Raw genomic sequence first — 25,747 nt, 5'->3', positions numbered from 1 at the left:
TACTATGAATAATAAATACGTGTTTTTTATTTTATTGATGTACGTAATAAATTCTTTTTCTCAAAAAGCATTAGACGATTTGAGAAATAAAACAGATTCTATTTGTAGAAAAGTTCAAATAAAATCTTTTTGTAAAGTTCTTGAATTTTATAAATTAAAACAATACGATTCTTGCTATATTTATTCAAATAAAGCTTTATTAGACGTTACAACTACCAATCAAAAAGATATTATATATTATTTGCAAAGTATTAGTCCAACAGAAAAATCACTATTTAAAAAGGCACTGTTTAGCCTTGATAAAATATCAGATACAGGGCGTTTTGCTTCTTTAAAAAATTTAAGACTCGGTTATATTTACTTAAATCAGCAGAAATACGATCAATCAATTTTAAGCTTAGAGAAATGCGTATCATCTAAAGATATTATGAAAGATGTTGAGCAAAGGTCAATGATCTATCATAATTTAGCAGCATGTTATTTTTATAAAAAAGACTTTAAAAAAGCTACTTTTTATTATGATAAACAGCTTTCTTTAATTCAAAAAAACGATACCACTTCTTTGATTAAATTAAAAATGGGAATGGCATATATGTATTACGATCAATATTTAGATAAACAAGCGATTCCCTTATTTAAAGAAAGTTATAATTTATCACAATTGCATACTGATATCGTATTAAAGGAAAGTACTGCTTTTAGTATGGCCGTGGTAGAAGAAAATAGAAAACGCTATAAAAAAAGTGTTAAGTATTACAAAGAAAGTAATCGCTGGAAAGATTCTATTTGGAATAAAGAGAAAATTTGGGAAATTACCGAAAGAGATAAAAAAATTGCCATTGCTTATAAACAGCAAGAAATTAGAATTAAAAATGAAGAAATAAAAGGTCAAAAAATAGTTCAAAAAGGATTGATTTTTGGCGGAAGTTTATTGTTATTTCTTTTAGCGATTTTAGGGGTTGTCTATAAAAAATTACGAAGTAAGAATAAACTAATTATAGCACAAAAGGAAGCTTTAAGTGTGGCTAATAAAACAAAAGATTATTTGTTTTCGGTAGTTTCACATGATTTACGATCGCCTATAAATACGATAAAAAGACAGCATAAAAAACTAGAAAAACATATTGAAAATAATGATTTACCTGCAATTAAACAAGCAACTCAGCTGGCTATTTCAGTTACGCAAAGTACGAGTCGTTTATTAGATAATGTACTGTATTGGTCGTTAGATCAAAGTAATATGTTAAGTTTTACTCCCGAAAAAAATGCCCTCCGCCCAATAATAGAACATCTTTTGTTTGATTATGAAAATTTAGGAAGTGTTAAAGATATTTCTATTTCAAGTGATTTAGAAACAGGGGTATTTGTTTTAATAGATAAAGAATCTTTAAAAATTGTACTGCGAAACTTAATCGATAATTCGATGAAATACATGAAAGATTCAGGAAGTATTTCGATTAAAATGAAAATATATTCCAAAAACCAAGCATCGATTGAAATTAAAGATACTGGAATTGGAATGTCACCAGAAAAACTCAAAGAAATTAATGGGTTAAAAGATGTATCCATAGCTAAAATAGACCATTCAAAAGGCGTTGGATTGGGCTTATTATTGTGTCAAACATTGATTAAAAAAAATAAAGGAACTTTGTTTTTTGAAAGTGAAGAAGGAGTTTATACAACGGCTGTTATTTTACTGCCTTTAGCTTAGTTATTAGTCTAGAAATTAGTTTGTTTAGTGTTTTTTTAAGATGATTTAACTTATAAAATAAGTATCTTCGTTAGTTAAAAAGCTATAAAAGATGAATAATTTACGACTGCTTCTATTAGAAGATTTAGAGGAAGAAGCGACAGAAATAATAAACTTATTAGAGGCACATGATTATGAAGTTATTCATGTGAAAAATACTAAAGACGCTGAAAAAGAACTAAAAAACCGCTTTTTTGATATCATTATTTTAGATATTATGATTAACGGACAGCCAGATGGTATTTCGTTAGCACATCGCTTAAATAAAGAACAGATTGAAACGCCTTTTTTATTTTTAACAAGTATGCAAAGTAGGGTAGTATTTAACGATGCAAAACTTACAAAACCATACACTTATTTATTAAAACCATTTAATAAATTGGAATTACTGTATTCTTTAGAATTGGCTTTAGAAAAATTTTATGAACAGGGAAATAACAGCAGTTTAAGTGATGAAAAAGCGATTATTACACCTTCCTTTTTATTTGTTAAAAAAAACCAAGGTATTGTAAAGGTTGATATAAAATCAATTTTTTATGTAGAAGTTAAAGAAAAATACTGCCGATTTGTTTGTGATCAAGATCAGGAGTATATGATTCGATTATCGTTAACAAAAGTGAAAGAATTACTTGGCGATACTTATTTTGTTCAAACTCACCGAAATTATTTAGTAAATCTTAAAAAAATACAAGCACTTTATTTTGAAGATAATTTATTGATTTTAAATAATAATCATAAAGTATTATTTAGTGATCGTTTTAAGAAGCAATTTTTGAAAAAAAATAAAATTTTTAGATAAAAAAAACAAATTATCAATTTTAATTCGAGGAACTGGTATGTGTTAATAAAAAAGACACTAGGACTTAGCTTTGAGTGTAGCTCAGGTACTTTAAAGCGTAAAAAAGCAGTAAAAAACATAGTATCTTAATTCCCTCCCTCCTGAATTTGAATACATACATGTTAATTACCACTTTTTTTGTAGTTAAAAAACCCTTCTTTTATTTTTAACTTACTACAAATGTAAAGAGTAATTGAAAGTGATTTATTTTAGAATCCCTTAGTGCTTAAAAATAGGAGGTAAGCGTTTCTTATATTGGTATAAGTGTTTTTTTTGATTATTTCGTTTCTAATTCAAATACTTTTTGAAGCATTTTATCATTCATTTGATTCACTTTATACAAACCTTCATCGCTAAAAAGTTCTCTAGCGATGACTGTTTTTAGCGTTTCTTTTAGTTGATTTTTCGTTTTTTTAGAGAATTTATAACTTTTAAGTTCTTTGAAAAATTCAGTAGAAACATCATTTTTAGCATCAAAATTTTTGATAAATTCTTCGACTGTTAGGTTTTCTAATGCTGTACGATTATTATCGACATAATTAAAAGCAAAGGTATTTAAAGGTCTAAAAAAGATAGTTGGAATATAGTTTGTGGTATCTACAGACACAAAATAATCAGGAATAATACCGCCACCGCCGTACACAATTTTTCCTTTTGGCGTGGTAAATTTTAGACTATCAATAGTTTTGATGCTATCTTTTGTGAAAAACTCGCCATTTTTTAATCGAGTATCAAAATCGGTATCATATACCGAAGTTGCGTCTTCTTTTTTGTATGGTTTTTGAATGGAACGTCCTGTTGGCGTGTAATAGCGAGCGATTGTTAAACGAACTGCAGAACCATCTCCTAAATCCATTTCTTGTTGTACCAATCCTTTTCCGAACGAACGCCGACCGATGATAATTCCTTTGTCATTATCTTGCAAAGCTCCCGCAACAATTTCCGAAGCCGAAGCTGAATTTTCATCAATTAAAACATATAAACCACCTTTTTCAAAACTTCCTTTTTCGGTGGCAAACGATTCTTTAATGTTTCCTTTATTATTTTTGGTGAATACAATTAATTTTTCATCTTCTAAAAATTCATCAACAATACTATTGGCGATATCCACAAAACCACCGCCATTTCCACGAAGATCAAATACTAAATCGGTCATTCCTTTTTCTTTTAAATCACGTAAAGAATTTTTAAATTCCAGATAAGAATTACGAGCAAAACGATTTAATTTGATATACCCAAGACTATCATTTAGCATATAAGCGACATCAACACTTTTAATATTTACCTTATTTCTATTGATATTTACATCAAAAATACTATCGATTGTTTTTCGATAAATTTGTAAGCGAACGCTTGTATTTGGTTCTCCTTTTAGGGATTTCATGATGGTTGTTGTCGATAAATTTTTACCGAATAAGGTATCTTTATCTGCGGATAAAATACGGTCGCCTGCTTTAATTCCCGCTTTAATACTTGGACCTCCTTTGATAGGTGAAATCACTGTAATAGTGTCGCCAATCATACGATATTGCACGCCGATTCCTACAAAATTACCTTGCATATTTTCGGTAATTAATTGAAGTTTTTCTTTGGGAATATATACAGAATGTGGGTCTAATTTACCGAGCATTTCGGTTATTGCACCGTCTAATAAATCATCAGTATTTACAGCATCGACATAATCATGTTGTATGTAATCGATTAAGCGTTTTATTTTTTTTTCCGATGCTGAATTTTTTCGGATAAAATTAGTTGTTGTTCCTTTGCTAAAAAAAGTTCCGATAAGGATACCTAAAACTACGGCAAAGGAAAAATAGATAGGGAAATTATTTTTTTTCATAAGGTAAATGTATGATTTTAACCCCTGCTTTTTCTAAAAAATCGATGCCAGAAGTATCTTTATAATCTTCGGCATAAACCACGCGTTTTATACCCGCCTGATGTATTAATTTGCTACATTGTTGGCAAGGAGAAAGTGTAATATATAAGGTCGCACCTTTGCATGATTGCGTAGAAGCAGCAACTTTTAAAATCGCATTTGCCTCGGCGTGTAGTACGTACCATTTTGTGTAGCCTTCTTCGTCTTCACAATAATTTTCAAAGCCAGAAGGCGTTCCGTTATAACCATCAGAAATAATCATGCGATCTTTAACGATAATCGCGCCTACTTGTTTGCGTTTGCAATGCGATAATTTACCCCATTCTTTTGCCATTTTCAAATAGGCCTTGTCGTATTTTAATTGTTTTTTACCCAAAATAATAAATGAATTTATAGATTTTACAAGAGTTTTTAAAAGTTAATTATCTAATTCGTTACCAAAAAATACGATTCATCATCATCTCGAAAGCAATTCCCATAACAATTGATGAAACCACTAAAATCCAATCTCTTCGGTGTAAATTCAAGAATGTTAATGCTATTTTCCCTGCCAATAAAATTCCTAAAACAATAATAATTTGTGCGATTTCTACACCGATAGCAAATTCTAAAAGTGGCATTAATTTATCGGAAGTTTTACCAATCATTATTTTGAAATAATTTGAAAAACCAAGTCCGTGAATTAATCCGAAGAATAAAGCAAAAAATAAATTTTGATTTTCTTTTCCTACCGATGCTTTTTTAGCGGTTAAAACATTCAGCAAACCAGTGATGAAAATACTTAATGGAATTAAAAACTCGACTAAATCGGCATTTATTTTGACGATTCCATAGGCAGAAAGTGCCAAAGTTATCGAATGTCCAACGGTAAATAACGTGATTAACCATAAAACTTTTTTCCATTGTTTAAATTGATATACAATCGCCAAGACGATTAAAAATAAAATATGGTCATAGGCACTAATATCAAGCACATGAAATAAGCCCATTTTAAGGTAAAAAATAAAATCGTTCATTGATTTGAGTAAGTATTAATGATAATTAAATAATTAAAATGATAAATAGTTGAAATATAAAAAGTTTAAATTTTGATTTGTCGGTCTATTTGTTGGTCTAAAGAAATAAAGGTTTCGGTTCTTGAAACGCCTTTTATATTTTGAATATCTTTATTTAATAAGTGCATTAAATCTTCATTATTTTTACAAAGTATTTTGATAAAAATAGCATAATTCCCTGTTGTATAATGGCTTTCAACAACTTCAGGAATTTCTTTTAATCTTTTTATTGCTGATGAATACAAGCTCGAAGAATCTAAAAACACCCCTACAAAAGCGGTCGTATTATAGCCTAAAGCCTTCGGATTTAAGACCATTTTATAACCATCAATTAAATCAGAAGCATCTAATTTTCGCAATCGCTGATGAATGGCAGCTCCTGAAATTCCAACTTCCCGAGCAATGCTTAAAATAGGCGTACGTGCATCGGCAACCAACCGTTTGATGATAATTTTATCAATTCCATCAATTTTTAACTTTTTAATCATACTGCAAAAATAAGCAAACTTCAGTAGATTATTTTTGAGCTTATCATGCAATGTTTATTATCTATTTTAAATTTTATTGCTTTTTTGATGCATATCAATTAAAGGATTAAAAATTAATGTGTTAAATTAGCATTTCCTTCAGAAGTAGATGGCGAAGTATAGTCAAAATAGGAATCAGATTATTATCATAAAATAAATTATGAATACATCAAAAGTATTAACTTTTTTAGCACCTAAGGAAATGAGTAAAAGTAAGGGTGCCATTTTTATAGACATGGGGATTTCTGCAGGTTTTCCATCGCCTGCCGATGATTTTAAAGAAACACGTATTTCTTTGGATGAAGAGTTAATTAAAAATAAAGAGGCTACTTTTTTTGCGAAAGTTAGCGGACAATCAATGATTGGTGCAGGATTAGATGATAATGATTTATTAGTAATTGATAGAAGTATTACACCAACAAATAATAAAATAGCTGTCTGTTTTTTAGATGGAGAATTTACCGTAAAAAGATTAAGAGTAACCAAAGATGAAGTTTGGCTACAACCCGAAAATCCTGATTATCCTGTAATCAAAATTACCGAAGAAAATAATTTTATCATCTGGGGAATTGTAACAAGTGTTATTAAAAAAGTGTAATTTTAGAATATCAGTATAAAATAAAATCCAGCAAATTTGCTGGATTTTATTTAAAATATTTTCTATAAATACTGACTAGCAAAATTCATCGTAAGCTGCTGCTAAATTCTGTGCAATTGCTTGTGCTGAATGTCCTTCAATATGATGACGCTCTAAAATATGAACTAAATTACCATCCTTAAATAACGCAATCGCTGGAGACGATGGAGGAAAAGGAATCATCATTTCTCTTGCTCTTGCCGTAGATTCTTTCTCTACACCTGCAAATACAGTCGTTAAATTTGTTGGTGTTTTTTCAGCGCCTAAAGAGGCAATAGCTCCTGGTCTTGCAGTACCTGCAGCACAACCACAAACAGAGTTTACCATTACTAAAGTTGTTCCTTGTTTTGCTAATGCTTTATCAACATCTTCAGCGGTATATAATGCGTCAAAACCAGCGTCGATTAATTGATCACGCATCGGTTTTACTAATTCTTCTGGGTACATATTTTTTGTGTTAAATGGTTTTCTGCAAAGATACTTTATTTAAAAACAAGAATCAAACTCCAAAAAAGCATATCTAGAATGAAACTCGCCATTTTAATAAAAAAACAAGATTTAAGAAAATACTCAAAACTTAATAAATAGACCTAGCCCCGATTGAAGCAATTGTTTGAGCTCCTTTTTTTTGATTTTTCTTCAAAAAAAAGAGCGAGTGCGCAAAGCGGGAAATAGCTTCAAAATAACTCTAAAATAGCTTTTCGTTTTAAAAAAAGAAATAATTACTTAAAAATAAGATTAATAGTATATTTACATCTTTAAAAAAAAATAAAAATAAAATGGGAAAGTTTGCAAAATGGCTCGGAGCAGGAGTCGGATTTACAATGGGAGGACCTATTGGAGCTATTATCGGATATGCCGTAGGAAGTTTTATTGATGGCGTTTCTTTCAGCGATTTTAGCAATGAACAAAAAGAATATCAACAAAATACACAAGAAAAAAATAAAGAAAGAATGCAAGCCACTTCTGGCGACTTTGAAATAACATTACTGATCTTAGCTTCCGTAGTTATTAAAGCCGATGGGAAAATCGATCAACGTGAACTCGATTTCGTACGCCTGCATTTTGTAGAAATGTACGGGAAAGAACGCGCAAATCATGCTTTTAAGTTATTTAGTGGCATCATTAAAAAAGAAATTTCAACACGACAAGTTTGTATGCAAATCCGTCAACACATGACGCACTCTTCTCGTTTACAATTGCTACACTTTTTATTCGGAATCGCCAAAGCTGATGGGCAAGTAACAGCACTTGAAGAACAAGAAATAAAGAAAATTGCAGGGTATTTATATATCAATAATCATGATTATACATCCATAAAAGCAATGTTCTATGAAGAAGTTGATAGCGCCTATAAAATCTTAGAAATTACGAAACAAGCCACCGATAACGAACTTAAAAAAGCCTACCGAAAAATGGCTAAGAAATATCATCCCGACAAATTACAAGGATTAGGAGAAGAACACAAACAAGGCGCAAATCAGAAATTTCAGCAAATTCAAGGTGCTTATGAACAGATAAAAAAAGAAAGAGGGCTTTCTTAAAAAGAAGTGCATAATTACTACAATTACAAGAAAATACGTAATTTCGCGAAATCAATAAATATAAAGAAAAAATGAGTACGAAGTTTACTGAATACAAAGGGCTTAACTTGCCAAATGTTGCAGATGAAATCCTAGATTATTGGAAAGAAAACAACATTTTTGAAAAAAGTATAACTACGCGTGATGATAATAAACCGTTTATCTTTTTCGAAGGACCTCCTTCGGCAAATGGTTTACCAGGTATTCATCATGCAATGGGACGTACCATTAAAGATATTTTTTGCCGTTATAAAACGTTAAAAGGTTTTCAAGTAAAGCGTAAAGCTGGTTGGGATACGCATGGTTTACCTGTTGAATTAGGTGTTGAAAAAGAATTAGGTATTACCAAAGAAGATATCGGAACTAAAATTACGATAGAAGAGTACAATATTGCTTGTAAAAAAGCAGTAATGAAATATACTGATATTTGGAATACGCTTACCGAAAAAATGGGATATTGGGTAGATATGGAAGATCCGTATGTTACGTATAAACCAAAATATATGGAAACTGTTTGGTGGTTGTTAAAACAAATCTATAATAAAGATTTGATGTATAAAGGATATACAATTCAGCCATATTCACCAAAAGCAGGAACGGGTTTAAGTTCTCATGAGGTGAATCAGCCAGGAGCGTATCAAGATGTTACTGATACAACTGTCGTTGCTCAATTTAAAGCGGTATCTGAAACTCTGCCTAGTGTTTTACAAAACGGAAACGATGTTCATATTTTAGCATGGACAACAACGCCTTGGACACTTCCTTCAAATACGGCATTAACCGTTGGAAATAAAATTGAGTATGTTTTAGTAAAAACATTCAATCAATATACTTTTGAGCCTACACAAGTAGTTTTAGGTAAGCCTTTATTGGCAAAACAATTTGCAGGGAAAAAGTTTAAAGCTGTTGAAAATGAAGCTGATTTAGCTACTTATAAAGCTGAAGATAAACAAATACCTTATTTAGTAATTGCAGAATGTAAAGGTGCTGATTTAGTCGGTACTAAATATGAGCAATTATTACCATATACGTTACCACACGATAATCCTGAAGAAGCTTTTAGAGTAATTTCTGGAGATTTTGTAACTACAGAAGATGGTACAGGAATCGTACACACAGCACCAACTTTTGGAGCAGATGATGCTATTGTTTGTAAAGATGCAGGTGTGCCACCAATGTTGGTTAAAGATGAAAATGATAACTTAGTTCCTTTAGTTGATTTACAAGGTAAATTTACCAAAGAAATGGGTGAATTTGCAGGGAAATATGTTAAAAATGAATATTATGCTGATGGCGAAGCTCCTGAGCGTTCGGTAGATGTAGAAATTGCCATCAAATTAAAAGAAGAAAATAAAGCATTTAAGGTTGAAAAATATGTCCATAGTTATCCACATTGTTGGAGAACTGATAAGCCTATTTTATATTATCCGTTAGATTCTTGGTTTATTAAAGTAACGGAAGTTAAAGACCGTATGCATTCTTTAAACGAAGAAATTAATTGGAAACCAGAATCAACAGGAACAGGTCGTTTTGGAAATTGGTTAAAAAATGCTAATGACTGGAATTTATCTCGTTCTCGTTTTTGGGGAATTCCGTTGCCAGTTTGGAGAACTGAAGATGGTAAGGAAACCAAAATAGTAGGTTCTGTAGCTGAATTAAAAGAAGAAATGGCACTTGCTGTAAAAGCAGGCGTAATGACCGAAGATATTTTTGCTGATTTTGTATCAGGAGATATGTCTGATGAAAATTATGATACCGTTGATTTACATAAAAATGTAGTTGATAAAATTACATTGGTATCAGCTTCAGGCGAGCCAATGCAACGTGAATCTGATTTAATTGATGTTTGGTTCGATTCAGGTTCTATGCCTTATGCACAATGGCATTATCCTTTTGAAAATAAAACATTGGTAGAAGATGGCTGGAAAACTGCCGATTTTATCGCCGAAGGAGTGGATCAAACTCGTGGATGGTTTTATACTTTACACGCTATTGCTACTATGGTTTTTGATGATAAAGCCTATAAAAATGTAGTTTCTAACGGATTAGTGTTAGATAAAAACGGGCAGAAAATGTCGAAACGTTTAGGAAATGGTGTTGATCCGTTTACTACCTTAGATAAATATGGTCCTGATGCTACACGTTGGTACATGATTTCAAACGCAAATCCTTGGGATAATTTAAAGTTTGATTTAGATGGAATTACCGAAGTAAGTAGAAAGTTCTTTGGAACACTTTATAATACGTATTCGTTTTTTAGTTTATACGCTAATTTAGATAACTTCAATTATAGTGAAGCTGAGGTTCCGTTAGCTGAAAGACCAGAAATTGATCGTTGGGTTTTATCAGAATTAAATACGCTTGTTCAAAAAGTAGATGTTTTTTATGCTGAATATGAACCAACAAAAGCAACTAGAGCAATTTCTGATTTTGTACAAGATCATTTAAGTAACTGGTATGTGCGTTTATGTAGAAGACGTTTTTGGAAGGGTGAATATGCACAAGATAAAATATCGGCATATCAAACTTTATATACCTGTATGCTTACGGTTGCTAAATTGGCATCGCCAGTAGCGCCTTTCTTTATGGATAAATTATATAAAGATTTAACAAGTACTACAAATGGTGAAGGTTTTGAAAGTGTTCACTTAGCAGAATTTCCTGTTTGTAATGAGGCTTTAATTGATAAATCATTAGAGCGTCAAATGGAAAATGCTCAAACAATATCTTCTCTAGTTTTGTCGTTAAGAGCTAAGGAAAAAATAAAAGTACGTCAGCCATTACAAAAAATAATGATTCCTGTTTCAGATGCGACTCAAAAAGCAGCAATTTTAGCGGTTGCTGATTTGATTAAATCAGAAGTAAACGTGAAAGAAATTGAACTTTTAGATGATGCTTCTGATATTTTAGTGAAGCAAATTAAACCAAACTTTAAAGCACTTGGACCAAAATTTGGTAAAGATATGAGATTGGTGGCTTCTGAAATTCAGAAATTTACACAAGACGATATCATCAAAATTGAAAAAGAAGGAAGCATTTTAGTAGAAGTTAATGGTAAAAATATCACCTTAGAAACTGCGGATGTAGAAATTTCATCGAAAGATATCGAAGGTTGGTTAGTGGCAAACGCAGAAGGTTTAACCGTAGCGTTAGATGTTACTATTAATGAAGAATTACGTAAAGAAGGAGTTGCTAGAGAGTTAATCAACAGAATTCAAAACGGACGTAAAGAAACAGGTTTAGAAGTTACCGATAAAATTAAATTAACGATTTTAAAAACAGTTGATTTACAAGAATCTGTAACAGCAAATGAAAATTATATAAAGGCAGAAACATTAACTAATGAACTGGTTTTTGTCGATGAGTTAAGCGGTGGTACAGAAATTGAGTTTGATACCATAAAAAGTAGCATATTAATTGAAAAAGCATAAGTTATGGATGACATTAATGTAAGATACTCTGATGTAGATTTACAGGAGTTTAAAGAAATTATTTTAAAAAAAATTAAGCATGCTGAAGAAGATTTATTATTGATAGAATCTTCTTACAAAAATGGTTCTGACAATGGTACAGAAGATACTTCTCCGACTTTTAAATCATTTGAAGAAGGATCGGATACCATGGCAAAAGAAGCAAATATGCAATTGGCAATCCGTCAAGAAAAGTTTCTTCGCGATTTGAAAAATGCTTTAATTCGTATTCAAAATAAAACATACGGTATCTGTAGAGTTACAGGGAAATTAATTCAAAAAGAACGCTTAAAGTTAGTGCCGCACGCTACTTTAAGTATTGATGCAAAACGCAAACAATAAGTACTACAATTATAATAGAAAAAGCTGTTTAGTGCTGTTCTGGTATTAAACAGTTTTTTTAATTAAATATTTTATTAAAATAATGCCCCCAAAAAAACAGAAGATTAAAAGTGCTATAAATTTTATTTATATGCCTTTTATATTAGCATGCTTATGTATTACAAGCAATAGCTTTAGCCAAACAGATTTAGATTCCGATAACGATGGTATTTTAGATTCCGAAGAATGTGGATTTACTATTTGTGCTCAACCAATTATAAATGGTAGTTTTGAGAATCCTGCTAAATCAGTATCTACCTACAATTTTATTAAAGAAAATCAGGTTCCTGGTTGGGAAACAACTGCTTCAGATAATTTTATTGAAATTTGGCGTGGTCCTCTGGAAGGCGTAAATGCTGCAGAAGGAAATCAATTTGCTGAGTTAAATGCTAATGAAGAATCAACATTATTTCAAAAATTATGTTTAACTCCAGGTACTAAAGTATCTTGGTCTGTTAAACATAGAGGAAGAATGGGTACAGATGTTGCAGCTGTTAAAATAGGTGCTTCATTAAGTACTTTAATACTACAAGAAACCATGTCTGACGGTAAATCAACTTGGGGTACTTATGGTGGTGAATATACGGTGCCTTCAAATCAAACAGAAACGATATTTGCTTTTAAATCGATATCAAGTACAGGGAATGATAAATCTATTGGTAATTTAATTGATGATGTTCAAATTATCGTGCTTTCAAGCCCACCTTGTAGAGATACAGATGGTGATGGAATACCAAATAATTTAGATTTAGATTCTGATGGCGATGGTTGTTTTGATGTTCTTGAAGCAGGTTTTTCAGACCCCGATAATGACGGTGTTTTAGGAACAGGAACACCCGTAGAAGATGCCAATGGTTTGGTAACATCTGCACCCGATGGTTATACAAAACCTGCTAATTTAGATAATAATAAGGTTAATGATTATCTGCAAGATGTACCTGTTATCGTTTTTAATAAAAAACTTAAAAACACTAGTGTTAAAATTGGTGAAACCACAAGTTTTAGCTTTGTAACGAATATCAATCAAGTGAATATTCAATGGCAAGTAAGTGAAGATAATGGAAATTCATGGAACACTTTAACAGATGATTTAACCTATTCAGGAACCAATACAACTCATTTATCAATAGCAAACGTAGCGGCAATTTTTTCAGGGAATTTATACAGAGTACTTGTAAGCCCTAAGGCTAATATTTGTGCGAAACCCAATATATCAAAAGCTAAATTATTGGTAGCTTTACTGATAAAACCCATAACAATACCTGATGGTTTTTCACCAAATAACGATGGTATAAATGATACTTTTAGTATTAAAAATTTAGACATCTATTTAAACCATAGTTTAGAGATATTTAATAGATATGGATATCTAGTTTTTAAAGGAACTATAAATTCAAGCCCTTGGGATGGTACCGATACCAAAGGAAACACATTACCTAGTGGAGTTTATTTTTATCGAATAGAACTTAATGAACCTGATAGTGAATTATTGCAAGGACGCATACATTTACGAAAATAAGTACTAGAACTTCAATATAATTTCAATACAACTTTACGACAAACCATGACTAAGAAATTATTTTTCATAATATTCTGTTGGGCAAGTTTTGCTATGGCACAACAGCGACCTCAATTTTCACACTACATGTATAATTTAAGTATGTTAAACCCAGCATATTCGAATGTTGATAAAAGCGTTGTTGAATTTGGTGCTTTTTACCGAAATCAATGGAGCGGAATAACAGGTTCCCCTAAAACAGGACTTCTTTTTGGGCATGGAGCCTTAAATAAAAATTTAGAAGGAGGATTTTCTATTTTATATGATAATATCGGAAACGACATACAAACGGTTAATGCAACTGTTGATTTATCGTATGTTGTTAGATTGAAAAAAGATATAAGCCTTTCTACAGGAGTAAAAACAGGGTTTTCATCTTATAACGGAGTTTTTAATAACTTAACATTAGCATCAGGTTTAGCAAGTACCGACCCTTTATTTAAGGAAAATGTTAGTATGATTGATTTTGTTTTTGGTGCAGGGGTATTTTTATTTTCTAAGAAATTTTATGTCGGTATATCAAGTCCTAATTTAATTAAAAGTAAACTTTATGACAATACTTTACAAAGTAACAGTAGTTTAGAAAATCATTACTATGGAACTGCAGGCTATGTATATGAAGTTCATGCTGATTTAAAAGTAAAACCATCTATTTTAGTTACTTATTTGCAAAATTCAGCACCGTCTATTGATGTGGCAACAAATGTGCTAATTAATCAAAAGTTCGAACTAGGTGTAGGTTATAATTTTAGTAATACGTTAAATGCCCTAGTTAAAATTAGTGTTTCAGAAAACGTAGCTTTAGGATACTCTTACGGTAAAATGTTTAATAGTTTAGGCAGTTTAAGTAATGGATCTCATGAGTTTTTTATATTGTACAACTTAAAAAAAACAAGAGGAAATCGCTGTTATTATGACCGTTTCTTTTAAAGCAAAATGAATAAAGCTTGTTAATTAGCTGATAATATGCTTATTTTTGTTGCTATTAAATTCAAAAAATGTCTAAAAAAAATATTGCAATACTGACCATCATTTTGGCAATTTTAATTGACCAAATTAGTAAAATATATATCAAAACAAACTTTCAATTAGGGGAAGAAGTAGTTGTTTTTAGTGATTGGTTTAAAATCCATTTTACTGAAAATAATGGTATGGCTTGGGGTTTTGAATTTGGTGGTAAGGCAGGGAAATTATTTTTAACGCTTTTTAGAGTTGTTGCGGTTTCTGGTATTGGATATTGGTTGTGGCAAACAATACAGCGAAAAACACATACAGCAGTTATCATTGCGATTGCCTTAATTTTGGCAGGAGCAGTAGGGAATATTATTGATTCTGTTTTTTATGGAGTTATTTTTGATAGTTCATATCATAATGTAGCCACTTTATTTTCTGATAAACCGTATGGTGAATTGTTTCATGGTAAAGTAGTGGATATGCTTTATTTTCCGATGTATCAAGGTGAGAATTTTACTTTTTTCAATGCTATTTTTAACGGTGCCGATGCGTGGATTAGTATTGGCGTTGCGTTGTTATTTTTATTTAATAAAGAAGCGTTTCCTAAAGAAGAAAAATAAGCGTGAAATTAGACTATTTGTTATATATTTATAGGAAAATATAATAAAAAAAGATGATGCGTTTCTTTAAATATTTGGCTGTTTTTTTACTCGGTTTTTTGGTTGCTAAACTTTGGTACGAGAAAAAACAAGAAGAAAAACAGCAACATGAAGAAGTTCAAGTCGTTTTAAACAGTATTCAAAACATACGTAAATTAGTAGTTTCACAAGGAACTTTTTCTGAAATGTATCATTTTTCAGATACCAAAAAATATTTTTACGACTATCTTTCTTTTGAAAAAAAAGCAATTCTATCGGTAAATGCAAAAGTGGAGGTTGGGTATGATTTATCAAAATTAGACATCGAAATAGACAGTCTTGCAAAGCAAATTATCATCCATAAAATACCAAAACAAGAATTGGTTATTTCTCCTGATATCAAATATTTTGATATGCAACAAAGTCAATTTAATACTTTTTCAAAGGAAGAATTGAATAACCTGAGTGCCAAAGCAATTGAGAATATCAAAACAACAATTACGGTTTCGGAGTTAGAGAAAAAAGCAAAAGATAGATTATTTGAAGAGTTATCAAAAATCTATCAATTATCTAAAATTTATCAGTGGAAAGTGGTCGATAAAACGAACTCAAAAACATCAAACAATACGTTATTTGAAAATTAAATTTAAAAAACAAAAAATTAATTTGGTAATTTATCACTTAATAATCCATAGATAAAAGCGCCTAAAATAGCTCCGAATAAGACTACAATAATAGGGAATATTCCGTGTCCAATAAGTACAAAAATAGGACCAGGACACGCACCAGCTAACGCCCAACCTAAGCCAAAAATTGTCCCACCAACAAGGGTTCTTATCATTCCTTTTTTCTTTTGTTCTATATTTATTTGATTTCCTAAATAATCTTTAATTGTTCCTTTTTTGAAGAAATACATAAAAATCATAGAAACTGCCACTGCCGAACCGATAATTCCGTACATATGGAAGGATTGAAACTTAAACATTTCATAGATTCTGTACCAAGAAATAGCTTCGGATTTTGTCATTATTATTCCAAATAAAATACCGATTAGCAAAAATTTTATATTTTTCATGATGTTTTTTTAAGATTTATAAACTTCCAAAAATTAACGGAAAAAATACCCAAGTCATTAATAAACCGCCTATAAAAAATCCGATAACGGCAACTAATGAGGGTAATTGTAAACTGCTTAAACCTGTAATTGCATGTCCAGAAGTACATCCGCCAGCGTACCGAGTTCCAAATCCAATGAAAATTCCAGCGATTAATAAGATTGAAAATCCTTTAAAAGTTAGCATATTTTCAAGGCTAAAAATTTCTGAAGGAACAAACGAATTCCCAGCATTTACAAAGCCTAAATCGGCTAATTCTTGTACGGTTTTTGGGTTTAAATCGATACTTTTTTCTGCGGATAAATAATTAATCGCGATAAAACCACCAATAATTAATCCGACTAAAAAAGTAAGTGCCCAGTCACGTTGTTTCCAATCTTTTTTAAAATAATCGGAAATTTTTCCTGCACCAGCAATCGTACACATGGTTTCTAAGTTTCTAGATACGCCAAAACTTTTCCCAAAATAAAAAAATAAAAACAGTACCAAAGCGATTAAAGGACCTGAAATATACCAAGTCCAAGGTTGTAAAATAATATTCATTATAAGGTTTTTTTGATGTAATCGAGTATTTTTTTGGTAGCACCCGTATGCTCCAAAATATATTGCTGATTGATATTTGCAAAGGTAGTTCTTAAATCGGCATTATTTTTTAAAGTACTTACAATATTGGTAAATTCTTGCTGATTAACGACTGTTTTAACGCCTCCTAATTGTAATAAATCCGTTGCTTCTTGAAACTTTTTGTATTTATTTCCGCCAAAAATAATAGGCACACCAAAAGTGGCAGGTTCTAAAATATTATGAAGTCCTGTAGCCAATCCACCGCCAACGTAGGCAACATCTGCGTAAGCGTAAATTTTGGTCAATAAACCGATAGTATCAATAATAAAAACTTGATTTTCTGCTAAATTTCCTATGTGTTTTTTGTGGTCTTTTTCAGAATATAAAACCGTTTTTTTATAGATTGATTTTTGTAATTCTTTTATTTGATTTTGATTGATATTATGCGGTGCGATGATAAATTTTTCATCAGAAGAAGCCTGATTATTAATATAATTTACTAACAATTTTTCATCATCTTTCCAGGTGCTTCCTGCAACGAGCGTATAGCTATTATTTTTAAATTCGGATATAAAATCAAGTGAATTATCTTGTTGTAAAATATCGGAAACTCTATCGAATCGGGTATCTCCGGCGATGGTTGTATTTTCAAAACCGATGCTTGAAAGTAGTTTTTTAGAGGTTTCATTTTGAAGATAAAAATGATGAAAGGCGGTTAATTTATCACGCATAAAACTGCCGTATCTTTTAAAAAACACTTGTTTTTCTCTAAAGATTCCTGAAATTAAAATGGTATTAATTTGTTGTTTTTTTACTTCGGATAAAAGATTTGGCCAAAATTCGTATTTGATAAAAATGGCAATTTCTGGATGAATTTGAGCGATAAATTTTCGAGCGTTTGCTTTTGTATCGAGCGGTAAATAACAAACCACATCGGCTAAATTATAATTTTTTCGAATTTCATATCCCGAAGGAGAAAAAAAAGTAACCACTATTTTATGATTTTTATAGTCTTCTTTTAAGGCTTCAACAATGGGTCTTCCTTGTTCAAATTCGCCTAGAGAAGCGGCGTGAAACCAAATAATCTTATCTGATTGTTGGATGTTTTCTAATTTAGAAAATGTTTGTTTTCGTCCATCAACAAAAAGTTTTATTTTTTTATTGAATAACGCAACAATAGGCAATAATAACGATGCTACAAAAAGCAATAAATTATAAAGAAAATTCATAGGGCAAATTTATGAAATAAAAAATCAGTGAGTTTCCCCACTGATTTTATGTATTTATGTTGATGTTTTATTATTTCATTTTAAAATCTTCCATGAATTTTGTGGTGTAATTACCCGCAATATAATCAGGATGATCCATTAATTGTCTATGAAAAGGAATGGTTGTTTTTACGCCTTCGATAATGTATTCATCTAAGGCACGTTTCATTTTATTGATTGCTTCTTCACGAGTTTGTGCGGTAACAATCAATTTTGAAATCATTGAATCGTAGTTTGGTGGAATCATATATCCTGCATACACGTGCGTATCAATACGAACTCCATGACCTCCTGGGGCATGATATGAGGTTATTTTTCCAGGTGCAGGTCTAAATCCATTATAAGGATCTTCTGCATTAATTCTACATTCGATAGAGTGTAATTGAGGATAGTAATTTTTACCAGAAATTGGCACTCCTGCTGCCACTAAAATTTGTTCACGAATTAAATCGTAATTAACAACTTCTTCAGTAATAGGGTGTTCTACTTGAATACGCGTGTTCATCTCCATAAAGAAGAAATTACGATGTTTATCAACTAAAAACTCTACTGTTCCAGCACCTTCGTACTTAATAAATTCAGCAGCTTTTACAGCAGCTTTTCCCATTTTATCACGTAAATCATCGGTCATAAACGGCGAAGGAGTTTCTTCGGTTAATTTTTGATGACGACGTTGTACCGAACAATCTCTTTCAGATAAATGACATGCTTTTCCGTAAGAATCTCCAATAATTTGAATTTCGATATGGCGAGGCTCTTCAATAAGCTTTTCCATATACATATCATCATTACCAAAGGCAGCTTTTGATTCTTGACGTGCAGAATCCCACGCATCTTTTAAATCTTCCGCTTTCCAAACAGCACGCATTCCTTTTCCACCACCACCTGCAGATGCTTTTAACATTACAGGATACCCAGTTTCTAAGGCCGTTTTTTCACAATCTTCAAAATTTTCAATAACACCTTCACTTCCAGGTACACAAGGTACACCGGCAGCAATCATGGTTGATTTAGCATTGGCTTTATCACCCATTCTGTCAATCATTTCGGGAGAAGCACCAATGAATTTTACATCATGTTCTTCACAAAGTTTAGAGAATTTAGCATTTTCTGATAAAAACCCATACCCTGGATGAATGGCGTCTGCGTTGGTAATTTCTGCGGCAGCAATAATACGATCCATTTTCAAGTAAGATTCGCTACTAGCGGCTGGTCCTATACAAACGGCTTCATCAGCAAATCTTACATGTAAACTTTCGGCATCAGCTTTTGAATAAACAGCTACAGTTTTGATGCCCATTTCTTTACAGGTTCTAATTACACGTAGTGCAATTTCTCCTCTATTGGCAATTAATATCTTTTTAAACATACGTTCTAAAAATTTTATAACTCCAAATAATAAATTTTTTATTATTTGGAGTTATATGTAAATTAAGATGGATCGACTAAAAATAATGGTTGATCAAATTCTACAGGTGTAGAATCATCTACTAATACTTTAATGATTTTACCTGAAATTTCAGATTCAATTTCATTAAATAATTTCATTGCTTCAATAACACAAACAGTATCACCTACTTTTATTTCGGTACCAACTTCTGCGAAGTTTGGTTTATCTGGTGATGGTTTTCTGTAAAAAGTTCCAATAATTGGCGATTTAACAGTAATGTATTTTGCATCTACTTCTTCGGTAGTTGGCATATTATTGGCAGGTGCAGCTGCAGTAAAAGGTGCTTGCATTTGTGGTGCGATACCCATTTGTGGTGCAGCCTGAATAATGGTAGTTTCAGGAGTTTCGCTTCCAGTTTTAATGGTGATTTTGATATCTTCCATTTCTAACTTTACTTCACTAGCGCCAGATTTAGCTACAAATTTTATAAGACTTTGAATTTCTTTAATATCCATATTCCTAATTTTAGTTGTTTGGTTTTTTATGAATTGTATGCCCATTTTAAATAGATAGCTCCCCATGTGAAGCCTCCACCGAATGCGGCAAAAATTAAATTATTTCCTTTTTTCAGATCTTTTTCATAATCAGCAAGCAATAGGGGTAGGGTCGCTGAAGTGGTATTTCCATATTTATGGATATTTACCATTACTTTTTCAGCATCTAAACCGACTCTATTTGCGGTTGCTTCAATAATTCTGTTATTTGCTTGATGTGGTACTAACCAATCGACATCATCTTTAGTAAGATTATTTCTGGTAAGCATTTTTTCAGAAACATCTGCCATGCTAGAAACGGCGTATTTGAATACGGTTCTACCTTCTTGAGTTATAAAATGTTGTCCATTTTTAATGCTTTCTTCGGATGCTGGAGTAATAGAACCTCCTGCGTGAATTTTCAAGAAATTTCTTCCAATTCCGTCACTTCTTAAATATTCGTCTTGTAATCCTAGTCCTTCTGTATTTGGTTCAAATAATGCTGCACCAGCGCCATCACCAAAAATAATACAGGTTGCTCTATCAGTATAATCGATTACTGATGACATTTTATCGGCACCGATTAACAATACTTTTTTGTAACGACCACTTTCTATATAGCTTGCAGCGGTAGACATTCCGAATAAAAAGCTAGAACAAGCGGCTTGTAAATCATAAGAAAAAGCGTTTACAGCTCCTATTTCGGTAGCAGTATATGCTGCGGTAGAGGCAACTAACATGTCAGGAGTTGCGGTTGCTACAATAACCAAGTCAATTTCTTTCGGATCGATATTTGATTTTTCTAGTAAATTTTGTGCCGCTTTAATTGCCATGTAAGAAGTTCCTACGCCTTCTTCTTTTTTGAGTATTCTTCGTTCTTTGATACCTGTTCTAGTAGTAATCCATTCATCATTGGTGTCTACCATTGATTCAAGTTCCTTATTTGTTAAGGCGTATTTAGGAACAAATTTTCCTACTGCGGAAATCGCTGCAGTTATTTTAGTCATAATTGTTTGTTTTGATGTAAAACTAGTTTTCAAAAGTAATGAAAAATAGTTGACACTTTTTAAGATAAAACATCTAAAATAGCTTTTTTTCACAAAAAAGCACAAAAAAACCCTCGAAAGGAGGGTTTTTTTATTTTGTAAAAACTACTTTTTTAAGCTTCAAGACCTGCTTTTTCTAAAACAACTTGACCTCTGTAATATAATTTTCCTTCATGCCAGTGAGCTCTGTGGTATAAATGAGCTTCTCCAGTTGTAGGATCAACAGCTATTTGAGGTACAGAAGCTTTATAATGAGTTCTTCTTTTATCTCTTCTAGTTTTCGATATTTTTCTCTTTGGATGTGCCATTATGTTTTATTTATCTGTTAGTAAATCCTTTAATTTATCCCATCTTGGGTCTGTTGAAGTTTGTTCAACATTTTTTGGTTCTCGTATTCTTAATTTGTTTAATCTCTCTAAAGCTTCCGATTTCATAGTTCCATTTAATACATCAGGATGTACTCTTCTGTTAGGAACTGACAATACGATTAACTCATATATATATTGTGCGACATTCATTTGATACATTTCATGTGGAAGTATCAAAATTTCATCGTGTTCATCATTATATTCTTGCCCGAATTGAACGACTAAATCTAAAACGCCTTCAATTTTTAAATCAAATAGCTCGCCAGTGCTATCACAAGGTACGTTTACCGTTCCATTTATTGTAAATTCAAGTTCAAAAAGTGTACTTTTTTTTACAAAATTGAGCGTAGCGGTTATGTTTGCGTCGTTAAATTCATCAAACTTAAATGCTTCAAAGAACTTTTTGTCAATTTGATAGGTAAACAAATGACTTCCTTCTTTCAAACCTACAAAAGGTATATTGAATTCTTTTATGTCTTTCATCTATAAGATCAATTTGAGCTTGCAAAGATATAAAAAATGTTTATATTTTTATATTTTACCGAAAAAAAAATACTATTTTACTTTTATCTTATTTTGAGGTTCATTTGATCTTCAAATAAAATAATTTTTAGCGTGTTTTTAGCGTATTTTCTGTTAGCGTTTCATATTGTTTTCTGCTCTTAAATATTTGTAATGAGGTAAATAAAGCTTCTTTGAATGATGATGGGTTTGCGTTGTTTTTACCAGCAATATCAAAACCTGTACCGTGATCTGGTGAGGTTCTTACTTTATTTAATCCAGCGGTAAAGTTTACACCATTGCCAAATGATAAGGCTTTAAAAGGCGCTAACCCTTGGTCGTGATACATGGCTAAAACGCCGTCAAATTTTTTGTAAGTTTCAGAGCCAAAAAAGCCATCGGCGGCATACGGACCGAAAACTAATTTACCAGATTCTTTAATTTCAGCAATTGTTGGGCGTATAATTACGTCATCTTCATCGCCTATAATTCCGTGATCTCCACAATGTGGGTTCAGCCCCAAAATAGCGATTTTTGGTTTAGTAATGCTAAAATCTTGCTTTAAAGAGTGGTACATAATGTCCACTTTTTCTTTAATCAATGCTGGTGTAATACTTTCTGAAACTTTAGAAACCGGGATATGCCCCGTAATTAAACCGACTCTTAGCGTGTCGCTCATTAAAATCATTAAACTTTTTCCTTCTAAATTTTCTTCTAAATATTCGGTATGTCCTGGAAAGTTAAATTCTTCCGATTGAATATTTTCTTTGCTAATCGGTGCGGTTAGCAACACATCAATTTGATTATTTTTTAAAGCATTCGTGGCTGCTTCTAATGATTTATACGCATATTTACCACCGATTTCAGTACTTTTACCCAATTCAATTTTAACTTCCTCGCTCCAAGAGTTCATTAAATTGATTTTAGTATCCGCAATTTTATCGAGCGAATTAATCCCGAATATCGTATTGTGTAATTTTAAATTTTTCTTGTGATATGAAATTAATCTATTAGAAGCGAAAATTACGGGCGTGCAAAAATCAAGCATTCGTTTGTCTTCAAAAGTTTTTAAAATAATTTCGATACCAATTCCGTTTATATCTCCAACTGAAATTCCAACAATAATTTTGCTTGTAGTCTTATCCATCGTCATTTTTCGTCCGTGTTTTTATGGTTTTTTTTGTCTGTAAAGTTGTATTTTTGATACAAACAAAAGTAACTAAAAGTAACTAAAAACGTAGAGAATGTTTACAGGAATAATTGAAACCCTTGGAATTGTAACAAAAGTAGTACCAGAAAAAGAGAATTTACACCTTACTATTTCAAGTGATATCACCAATGAATTAAAAATTGACCAAAGTGTAGCGCATAACGGCGTTTGTTTAACGGTAGTTGCTATTGATAATAAGGAATATACCGTTACGGCAATTAAAGAAACACTTGATAAAACTACAATTGGAAGTTTAGCGGTTGCTGATGAAATTAACTTAGAAAGAGCTATGAAATTAGGGGCTCGTTTAGATGGTCATATTGTGCAAGGTCATGTTGATAAAACAGGAATTTGTAAAAATATCAAAGATGAAAATGGAAGTACCGTTTTTACTTTTTCGTATGATTTTGATGCAAGTGCGATCACTATTGAAAAAGGTTCGATTACCATAAACGGCGTAAGTTTAACCGTTGTAAATTCACAAAAAGATGAATTTAGTGTCGCAATTATTCCGTATACTTTAGAACATACGAATTTTAAAAACTTCAAAATAGGCACAAAAGTAAACCTAGAATTTGATATAATCGGTAAATATGTAGCACGTTTGACACAGTTTAATTAGGATATTTTTAAAAGGATAATAAAATAGAAAACCTCATATTCAATTAAGAGCCTGTTTAAATTTCATCTAAAAAAAAAACATCACATAAAAATAAGAAATAGAATCCGTCAACCTGAATTTATTTCAGGTTCGCATCCTGATTTGCCGTAGTTCTTTCCTTTTTTTTTGATGATTCTTGTCAATTCGAGTGATTTTAATGACTAAAAGGAATTAAAATTGTATCGAGAATTTGAATTCTTTTATGTTGATGAATTTTGACGCTAAAAAAGTTCTCGATACAATTTTTTTGAAGGAAAAAAATCACTCGAACTGACAGTTTCTTTAATTTTTAAACAGGCTCTAAATAGAATTTAAAATTACTTTAAAAAAATGATGTGCAATTATTACATCTAATTTTGTTTTTATAAAACAACAAAATTACTGACACATTAAATATTTCAAACAAGAAAAAACCTCATAATCAGTTAAGATTGTGAGGTTTAAACGTGGTCCCACCTGAAAAGGGATATATTTTTTTAAGTAGCTGATTTATAGGTATTTGTATTTTATTTATTTTTTCGGTAGATTTTAAGGTTATGAAAGTAATTTATATTTATTCTAAATAATAGAGGTATTTACCAATGAATATTTTGATTTACTGGAGTTGTAAAAGTGAGTATTTACCAATGAATGTTTTGATTTACTGGAGTTGTTCCAGTAGCAATGCGAGTGTTTATCAATGAATATTTTGATTTACTGGAGCTGTAAAAGTGAATATTTACCAATGAATGTTTTGATTTTTGGAGCTGTTCCAGTAGCAATGCGAGTGTTTGCCAATGAATATTTTGATTTACTGGAGTTATAAAAGTGAGTATTTATCAATCGATGTTTTTATTTACTTGATCTGTAAAAGTGAGTGTTTGCCAATGAATATTTTGATTTACTGGAGTTGTTCCAGTAGCAAAGTGAGTATTTATCAATCGATGTTTTGATTTACTGGAGCTGTAAAAGTGAATATTTACCAATGAATGTTTTGATTTTTGGAGCTGTTCCAGTAGCAATGCGAGTGTTTGCCAATGAATATTTTGATTTACTGGAGTTATAAAAGTGAGTATTTACCAATGAATGTTTTGATTTTTGGAGCTGTTCCAGTAGCAATGCGAGTATTTATCAATCGATGTTTTGATTTACTGGAGCTGTAAAAGTGAGTGTTTACCAATGAATGTTTTGATTTTTGGAGCTGTTCCAGTAGCAATGCGAGTGTTTATCAATCGATGTTTTGATTTACTGGAGCTGTAAAAGTGAGTATTTGCCAATGAATGTTTTGATTTTTGGAGTTGTTCCAGTAGCAAAGTGAGTGTTTGCCAATGAATGTTTTGATTTACTGGAGCTGTTCCAGTAGCAAAGTGAGTATTTGCCAATGAATGTTTTGATTTACTGGAGCTGTTCCAGTAGCAAWGYGAGTATTTATCAATCGATGTTTTGATTTACTTGATCTGTAAAAGTGAATGTTTACCAATGTTTTAAATTTGTCCGTAAAAATACCCTGGTACTTTGCCAATGAATGTTTTGATTTACTGGAGCTGTTCCAGTAGCAAAGTGAGTGTTTACCAATGAATGTTTTGATTTTTGGAGCTGTTCCAGTAGCAAAGTGAGTGTTTGCCAATGAATATTTTGATTTACTGGAGCTGTAAAAGTGAATATTTACCAATGAATGTTTTGATTTTTGGAGCTGTTCCAGTAGCAATGCGAGTGTTTATCAATSRATGTTTTGATTTACTGGAGCTGTAAAAGTGAATATTTACCAATGAATGTTTTGATTTNCTGGAGCTGTTCCAGTAGCAATGCGAGTRTTTATCAATSRATATTTTGATTTACTGG

At 31.5% G+C, this 25,747-nt stretch carries 25 protein-coding genes; 11 read left to right on the top strand and 14 right to left on the bottom strand.

From position 1 onward, the window contains the following. The first annotated feature begins 4 nt into the window (after positions 1-4). A complete protein-coding gene (locus L0U77_RS10330) occupies positions 5-1,711 on the top strand; it encodes a tetratricopeptide repeat-containing sensor histidine kinase (protein WP_233901142.1) in 1,707 nt (568 codons plus the stop codon). A 91-nt stretch (positions 1,712-1,802) separates the two neighbouring features. Next, entirely contained in the window at positions 1,803-2,549 is a 747-nt protein-coding gene (locus L0U77_RS10325; RefSeq protein ID WP_233901141.1) for a LytR/AlgR family response regulator transcription factor, read from the top strand. A gap of 316 nt (positions 2,550-2,865) precedes the next feature. Here L0U77_RS10325 and L0U77_RS10320 read toward each other — a convergent pair whose 3' ends face one another. The 4 genes from L0U77_RS10320 to L0U77_RS10305 all read right to left on the bottom strand — a co-directional run bounded on the left by L0U77_RS10320 (position 2,866) and on the right by L0U77_RS10305 (position 6,010). After that, positions 2,866-4,428 carry a S41 family peptidase gene (locus tag L0U77_RS10320; protein WP_233897911.1) on the bottom strand — a complete coding sequence of 521 codons (1,563 nt, stop codon included), beginning with the start codon at positions 4,426-4,428 and terminating at the stop codon, positions 2,866-2,868. Then, positions 4,415-4,846, bottom strand: coding sequence for a deoxycytidylate deaminase (locus tag L0U77_RS10315; protein ID WP_101917800.1), 432 nt, complete (start codon positions 4,844-4,846; stop codon positions 4,415-4,417). The genes L0U77_RS10320 and L0U77_RS10315 overlap by 14 nt, the downstream gene beginning before the upstream one ends. A gap of 55 nt (positions 4,847-4,901) precedes the next feature. After that, a complete protein-coding gene (locus L0U77_RS10310; protein ID WP_233897910.1) occupies positions 4,902-5,483 on the bottom strand; it encodes a HupE/UreJ family protein in 582 nt (193 codons plus the stop codon). Positions 5,484-5,548: 65 nt separating this feature from the next. Then, complete coding sequence (locus L0U77_RS10305; protein ID WP_101917798.1) at positions 5,549-6,010, bottom strand: Lrp/AsnC ligand binding domain-containing protein; 462 nt, start codon at positions 6,008-6,010, stop codon at positions 5,549-5,551. 199 nt (positions 6,011-6,209) lie between these two features. Between L0U77_RS10305 and L0U77_RS10300 the strand changes: the two genes are divergently transcribed. Beyond that, entirely contained in the window at positions 6,210-6,647 is a 438-nt protein-coding gene (locus L0U77_RS10300; protein WP_233861088.1) for a LexA family protein, read from the top strand. 75 nt (positions 6,648-6,722) lie between these two features. Here L0U77_RS10300 and L0U77_RS10295 read toward each other — a convergent pair whose 3' ends face one another. Next, positions 6,723-7,133, bottom strand: a complete 411-nt coding sequence (locus L0U77_RS10295; protein ID WP_101917796.1) for a BrxA/BrxB family bacilliredoxin — start codon at positions 7,131-7,133, stop codon at positions 6,723-6,725. 332 nt (positions 7,134-7,465) lie between these two features. Here L0U77_RS10295 and L0U77_RS10290 point away from each other — a divergent pair, with 332 nt between their 5' ends. The 7 genes from L0U77_RS10290 (at position 7,466) to L0U77_RS10260 (ending at position 15,914) form a co-directional block, all read left to right on the top strand. After that, complete coding sequence (locus tag L0U77_RS10290) at positions 7,466-8,230, top strand: TerB family tellurite resistance protein (RefSeq protein ID WP_233884631.1); 765 nt, start codon at positions 7,466-7,468, stop codon at positions 8,228-8,230. A 71-nt stretch (positions 8,231-8,301) separates the two neighbouring features. Then, positions 8,302-11,700: an isoleucine--tRNA ligase gene (gene ileS / locus L0U77_RS10285; protein ID WP_233901140.1), complete on the top strand. Its 3,399-nt coding sequence runs from the start codon at positions 8,302-8,304 to the stop codon at positions 11,698-11,700. Between the two features lie 3 nt (positions 11,701-11,703). After that, positions 11,704-12,081, top strand: a complete 378-nt coding sequence (locus L0U77_RS10280) for a TraR/DksA family transcriptional regulator (RefSeq protein ID WP_101917793.1) — start codon at positions 11,704-11,706, stop codon at positions 12,079-12,081. 130 nt (positions 12,082-12,211) lie between these two features. After that, positions 12,212-13,639, top strand: a complete 1,428-nt coding sequence (locus tag L0U77_RS10275; RefSeq protein WP_233901139.1) for a T9SS type B sorting domain-containing protein — start codon at positions 12,212-12,214, stop codon at positions 13,637-13,639. 45 nt (positions 13,640-13,684) lie between these two features. Then, positions 13,685-14,608, top strand: coding sequence for a PorP/SprF family type IX secretion system membrane protein (locus tag L0U77_RS10270; protein WP_233884617.1), 924 nt, complete (start codon positions 13,685-13,687; stop codon positions 14,606-14,608). Positions 14,609-14,676: 68 nt separating this feature from the next. Beyond that, complete coding sequence (locus L0U77_RS10265) at positions 14,677-15,252, top strand: lipoprotein signal peptidase (protein WP_233884616.1); 576 nt, start codon at positions 14,677-14,679, stop codon at positions 15,250-15,252. Between the two features lie 53 nt (positions 15,253-15,305). Beyond that, positions 15,306-15,914 (top strand): DUF4230 domain-containing protein, encoded by a 609-nt coding sequence (locus L0U77_RS10260; protein WP_101917789.1) that lies wholly within the window; start codon positions 15,306-15,308, stop codon positions 15,912-15,914. A gap of 17 nt (positions 15,915-15,931) precedes the next feature. Here the strand turns inward: L0U77_RS10260 and L0U77_RS10255 are convergent, their stop codons facing one another. The 9 genes from L0U77_RS10255 to pdxA all read right to left on the bottom strand — a co-directional run bounded on the left by L0U77_RS10255 (position 15,932) and on the right by pdxA (position 23,202). Further along, on the bottom strand, positions 15,932-16,345 hold the full coding sequence (locus tag L0U77_RS10255; protein WP_233901138.1) for a DUF6691 family protein: 414 nt from the start codon (positions 16,343-16,345) through the stop codon (positions 15,932-15,934). 16 nt (positions 16,346-16,361) lie between these two features. Then, a complete protein-coding gene (locus tag L0U77_RS10250; RefSeq protein ID WP_233900180.1) occupies positions 16,362-16,928 on the bottom strand; it encodes a YeeE/YedE family protein in 567 nt (188 codons plus the stop codon). Further along, positions 16,928-18,178: a 3-deoxy-D-manno-octulosonic acid transferase gene (locus L0U77_RS10245; protein WP_233901137.1), complete on the bottom strand. Its 1,251-nt coding sequence runs from the start codon at positions 18,176-18,178 to the stop codon at positions 16,928-16,930. Before L0U77_RS10245 ends, L0U77_RS10250 begins: the two co-directional genes overlap by 1 nt. A gap of 70 nt (positions 18,179-18,248) precedes the next feature. After that, positions 18,249-19,586, bottom strand: coding sequence for an acetyl-CoA carboxylase biotin carboxylase subunit (gene accC, locus L0U77_RS10240; protein WP_101917785.1), 1,338 nt, complete (start codon positions 19,584-19,586; stop codon positions 18,249-18,251). Positions 19,587-19,648: 62 nt separating this feature from the next. Further along, complete coding sequence (gene accB, locus L0U77_RS10235) at positions 19,649-20,122, bottom strand: acetyl-CoA carboxylase biotin carboxyl carrier protein (protein ID WP_101917784.1); 474 nt, start codon at positions 20,120-20,122, stop codon at positions 19,649-19,651. A 26-nt stretch (positions 20,123-20,148) separates the two neighbouring features. After that, positions 20,149-21,147, bottom strand: coding sequence for a beta-ketoacyl-ACP synthase III (locus L0U77_RS10230; RefSeq protein ID WP_101917783.1), 999 nt, complete (start codon positions 21,145-21,147; stop codon positions 20,149-20,151). Positions 21,148-21,299: 152 nt separating this feature from the next. Then, positions 21,300-21,494 (bottom strand): 50S ribosomal protein L32, encoded by a 195-nt coding sequence (rpmF, locus tag L0U77_RS10225; RefSeq protein WP_101917782.1) that lies wholly within the window; start codon positions 21,492-21,494, stop codon positions 21,300-21,302. Between the two features lie 6 nt (positions 21,495-21,500). Further along, positions 21,501-22,037, bottom strand: coding sequence for a YceD family protein (locus L0U77_RS10220; protein WP_101917781.1), 537 nt, complete (start codon positions 22,035-22,037; stop codon positions 21,501-21,503). Positions 22,038-22,164: 127 nt separating this feature from the next. Continuing rightward, positions 22,165-23,202, bottom strand: coding sequence for a 4-hydroxythreonine-4-phosphate dehydrogenase PdxA (pdxA, locus tag L0U77_RS10215; protein ID WP_233897904.1), 1,038 nt, complete (start codon positions 23,200-23,202; stop codon positions 22,165-22,167). A 97-nt stretch (positions 23,203-23,299) separates the two neighbouring features. On the opposite strand from pdxA, the gene L0U77_RS10210 reads away from it, so the two are divergent. Continuing rightward, positions 23,300-23,887, top strand: coding sequence for a riboflavin synthase (locus L0U77_RS10210; protein ID WP_233897903.1), 588 nt, complete (start codon positions 23,300-23,302; stop codon positions 23,885-23,887). The last annotated feature ends 1,860 nt before the right edge of the window (positions 23,888-25,747 follow it).

The sequence above is a fragment of the Tenacibaculum piscium genome, from assembly GCF_021390715.1.
Classification (GTDB): Bacteria; Bacteroidota; Bacteroidia; order Flavobacteriales; family Flavobacteriaceae; genus Polaribacter; species Polaribacter piscius.
Note: the sequence above shows the minus strand (reverse complement) of the source record. Positions and strands in the feature narration are given on the sequence as shown.